Source organism: Ekhidna sp. ABH4_415 (assembly GCF_056161305.1).
Window position 1 is genome coordinate 1 of sequence record NZ_JBSWYW010000042.1, and the last position, 223, is coordinate 223.

A 223-nucleotide genomic window follows, 5' to 3' on the forward strand; every position below is an offset into this window, starting at 1 on the left:
TTACCTCACAGTTTGCCATCTCTATCATGCTAATTATCGGTACGCTGATTGTCCTAAGTCAACTGAACTTCCTGCAGAACAAGGATGCCGGTTTTGATGATGAAAATATTGCAATGGTACCAGTGATCCAGTCACCCATGGGAAATCATTATGAAAATTTCAAAACTGCTGCCTTACAGAGCCCTCATATTAAATCCATGACCGCAGTGGAAGAAATAGTAGG

General features: G+C 41.3%; 1 protein-coding gene. It reads left to right on the plus strand.

Annotated features, from left to right (window positions below):
* A partial coding sequence (locus tag ACXAH9_RS17235; protein ID WP_474896093.1) for a hypothetical protein occupies positions 1-223 on the plus strand: 223 nt, incomplete at both ends.